The sequence below is a fragment of the Lactobacillus sp. genome (assembly GCF_051893255.1).
In the GTDB taxonomy this organism is placed as follows: Bacteria; Bacillota; Bacilli; order Lactobacillales; family Lactobacillaceae; genus Lactobacillus.
Map to the genome: position 1 here is coordinate 1 of NZ_JBJFHB010000010.1, position 3,729 is coordinate 3,729.

The window sequence follows — 3,729 nt, forward strand, 5'->3', positions numbered from 1 at the left end:
TGAAAAAGAAAAAAATGAGTACGAGCGAAGTCTTCGTACTATAAGCAGCATTGGTTATTATCAGCTAAAAAATTATTCGTTTCCATATTTTAAAAATGGATATTATGAAAACTTGTTGTTTTCTGATATTGTTGCAAGATATTATAGAGATAAAAGATTAAGATACGCGACTCTTCACGTAATTGAGGATATTGAGGCAACATTAAATACAAAGATTGCGTATTTGCTTGGTGATAAGCTTGGCAGTTTAGGATATATCGATTTTAGGTCTTGGTGCCAAACAAAAGGAAAAAATCCCTTCTTAAGGTATATAACTGATAAGTATACGATAGCCAAAGAAGAAAATTCATTTTTATTAAGGGTATCGAGAGCCGCGAGACAGTCAAGTTCTTTGGATGTAAAAGAGTTTGAAATAAAGAATCCAACTGAACCTTATCTACCGGTTTGGTTATTAATGAATGAGTTAACTTTAGGAGAATCCATTCATCTTTTTCGTTTAATGTCTAAGGAAAATCGTAGAGCAATTGCTAAAGAATTTAATTCAGATGTGATGGAGCTAAATAGTTGGCTAAGTTGTATTAATTTGGTTCGTAATATTTGTTGCCATAATGGAAATCTTGCTGATTTACGTTTAAAAACTAAGCCTAAAGTTCCTAAAGAGTATAAAGAAATTTTAATTACTCATGACAAGCAGATGCTAACATATACTAATGGATATGCGATTGTTGCTTGCATTCTTGTAAAAATGATGAAGGTTATTAATCCAAAGTATCGTTTTGAAGATTTAGAGGAATCAATAATCAAGCTTCTTGATGATCGAACTACTGCAGAATATTATGGATTCAAGGATCGGAAGAGTATTGAAAAGTTATTTGAATTTTGAACAAGAGTATTAAAAACTGGGCTCCAATTTGGAGCCCAGTTTTTATGATGTAAAGAGTTAAACGTTAATCTAAAAAATATTGTTGACAAAGTAATTCTAATTGCTATACTAAGTGTATCACTAATCATAGTACACTAATTACTAACTAATCTGGAATAGAAATGAGGACACATATGGAAGAAGTAATGAAAGTTACCAATGTTACCAAAACCTACGGTAAGAAGGGAGAAAAGCAGTACCAAGCCTTAAAGGGCGTCAGCTTCATGGTTGAAAAGGGCGAATTCGTTGCTATCATGGGGGCTTCGGGCTCAGGTAAGTCAACTCTGTTGAACATCTTGTCAACCCTTGACACGGCAACCAGCGGGGAAGTTCTGGTTAACGGTCACGACATTACCCTCCTTAATAAAAAGAAGCTGGCCAACTTCCGGGCCAAGGAAATCGGCTTTATCTTCCAGGAGTTTAACTTGCTGGACAACTTAACCGCTAGAGAAAACATCGCTCTGCCGCTGACCTTGCAAGGCGTATCGACTAACCGCATCGATCCTTTAGTTGAGCAAATTGCTGACAAGCTGAACATCCAAGACCTCCTTGATAAATACCCAGCAGCTATTTCCGGCGGGCAAAAGCAGCGGGTGGCCGCTGCCCGGGCCCTGGTTCATGAACCAGCCATTCTCTTGGCTGACGAGCCAACGGGGGCACTTGATTCCAAGTCTTCTCGCGCCATGCTGGACACCATGGAACTCTTAAACCGCCGCGACCAAGTTTCCATCTTGATGGTGACCCACGATCCATTTTCTGCCTCTTTTGCGGACCGAATCCTTTTTATCCAAGACGGGATCATCGGCAAAGAGGTCAAGAAGGGCGATTTGACCCGGCAGGACTTTTACAAAAAGCTGATCGCTGATTTAGGCGAAGTGGAAGACTAAGAAAGGGCAGGAGAGTATGTTAATCAAATTATCACTTACTGGGGTAAAAAGCCGGCTGAAGGACTATACAGTTCTCTTCTCCGGTCTGGCAGCTGCCAGCATGGTCTTTTACATGTTTTTGAGTCTGGCAACTAACCCGCAATTTTTGAAAAGCAGCGGGGGCGGCTTGATCAGTGCCCAAACGACCACAGTTACCTTTGGCTTTGGGACGGTCCTTTTGGCCATCTTGACCCTGGTCTACCTGTTTTACGCTAATGGCTTTTTGCTCAGCATGCGCAAGCGCGACTACGGCATGTACATGATGCTGGGGGCGAAGAGCTCCAAGATTGGTCAGCTGATCTTCTTAGAAACCCTGGTTACCGGCTTTTTGGCAACTGGGATTGGTTTGATCTTAGGGATCATCTTGACCAAGATTGTATCGGGCTTGATGGTAGCCCAGCTGGGCCTGACTTTAAAGCACTTCAACCCGCTTTACCTGCCAGCCTTATTGTGGACGCTTGCCTTCTTCATGGCGCTTTTTTTCCTGGCAGCCCTGTGGAATGCAGCTAAGCTGACCAAGACGGCGGTCATCAATCTTTTAAAAGATGACCAAAAGCCCAGCCAAATCAAGAACCATCCCGTCTTGCGGGCGATCGAAGGCCTTGTTGGTCTTTTGCTTTTAGCAACCGGCTACCTGGCCATGGCGAATGTCGAGAAGCTCGTGCTGAACGCTTTGCCAATCGCCCTGGTGACCATTGTTTTAGGGAGCTACTTCCTTTTTTCAGCAACCTTGATCAGTATTATCGATTTCTTGCGGAAAAAGAAAAAGTTCTTTTACCGGGGTATGCGGCCTTTCACCTTGGGCCAGCTCAAGTTCCGTTTGCACGACTACACCCGGATCTTGTCTGCTATCTCCATCATGTTTGCCCTGGCTCTTGGCGCAATCACGGTTGGGCTGAACTTTAACAGCTTAAAAGATGCCCTGACAGACGGTCAGTACTACGATGCTGTCGTCTTAAATAATGATCAAACTGCTAAGACAGAAATTGAAAAGCTGGGCGGTAAAGCCCAAGCCAGCTACACTTATAAGTATGACAGCAATAGCGCGCGGATCTACTTGCTCAAGGCTGAAGTTGCAAAGAACCCGCTTAAGACTCAGCGCTATGTTGATTCACTGCCCAAAAAGAATCAATCAGAATCACGGACCAAATCTGGTCTTTACGAAACGGTAACGGTCAAGGCAGACCAGTTAACGGAAAAAGCTGCCAAGCAGGGCCTGACGGCTTCTTATAACGCAGCCCAGCTCTTCTCACAAACTGCGTCAAGCGCCGTTGCTCTAGACGGCGCGGCTTTTGCCAATATCAAGGGGCAAAGTCAAACTGTAACCTTTTACAAGGTGAACAACTTTACCCAAAAGGCTCAAGCACTTCTGAAAATTACCCAAAAGCAAGAAAAGCAATATAAAGAGGGGAGCAACGAATATCTGCTCTTAGAAATGACCAAGCCGGTCAGCTACCAATTAGTAGCCACCATGTGCTCTGGTTTTGAATTTATGGGCTTCTTCTTAGGTCTGGCCTTTCTCATGATGTTAGCCTCAACCTTGATGTTCAAGGTCTTGTCTGGGGCGACTAGCGACAAGCTCCGCTACGGGATGCTGCACAAGATTGGGGCACAAGTTGGAGTCCTTAAATCCTCCCTTCGAAAAGAAATTGGCGTCTTGTTCCTAGCGCCAGCTCTCTTAGGTGCAATCGACGTGCTCTTTGGTCTTCAGTTCTTTAAAGTCCTGCTGCCAAACCCATACAATCAAATCTGGATTCCCTTTGTCATTTTCTTTATTCTTTACCTGGTCTACTACCTGATCACAGTTAAGCTTTATGAAGGCTTGGTAATTGAAGACTAAGAATCTAAAAATAAGTATCAAAAACTAAATATTTAATACTA

3 protein-coding genes are annotated in these 3,729 nt (G+C 43.0%); all 3 read left to right on the forward strand.

Annotated features, from left to right (window positions below; translation table 11 throughout):
• On the forward strand, positions 1-883 hold an 883-nt coding region (locus tag ACI4WN_RS00760), incomplete at its 5' end, for an Abi family protein (RefSeq protein WP_439776549.1).
• Positions 884-1,056: 173 nt separating this feature from the next.
• Positions 1,057-1,809: an ABC transporter ATP-binding protein gene (locus ACI4WN_RS00765; protein WP_439776550.1), complete on the forward strand. Its 753-nt coding sequence runs from the start codon at positions 1,057-1,059 to the stop codon at positions 1,807-1,809.
• A 16-nt stretch (positions 1,810-1,825) separates the two neighbouring features.
• On the forward strand, positions 1,826-3,688 hold the full coding sequence (locus ACI4WN_RS00770; RefSeq protein ID WP_439776551.1) for an FtsX-like permease family protein: 1,863 nt from the start codon (positions 1,826-1,828) through the stop codon (positions 3,686-3,688).
• Positions 3,689-3,729: the final 41 nt, after the last annotated feature.